A 275-nucleotide genomic window follows, 5' to 3' on the forward strand; every position below is an offset into this window, starting at 1 on the left:
CTTTTTATTCCTCTATTTGCTTATCTTTTGGACAAAAGAGGAGAAATCACAGGAATTGCTTTTATTGATTCTACGTCGATAGATGTTTGCCACAATAAACGCATAAAAAGAAACAAGGTCTTTAAAGGTTTAGCAAAGAGAGGAAAAACAACTTCAGGGTGGTTTTTCGGGTTTAAATTGCATCTCATGATCAATGAGAAAGGAGAAATTTTGGCTTTTCAGCTAACTCCTGGAAATGTCGCTGATGTTTCTATTGCCGAAACTTTGTCGAAAGG

Annotated in this window: 1 protein-coding gene; it reads left to right on the forward strand. The window is 36.0% G+C overall.

The features are described 5' to 3' along the window. Positions 1-275 (forward strand): transposase (locus BU804_RS09045; protein ID WP_143298971.1); only part of this gene is annotated, 275 nt, incomplete at both ends.

Origin of the sequence: Candidatus Protochlamydia sp. W-9, from assembly GCF_001950615.1 — a bacterium.
GTDB classification, from domain to species: Bacteria; Chlamydiota; Chlamydiia; order Chlamydiales; family Parachlamydiaceae; genus Protochlamydia; species Protochlamydia amoebophila.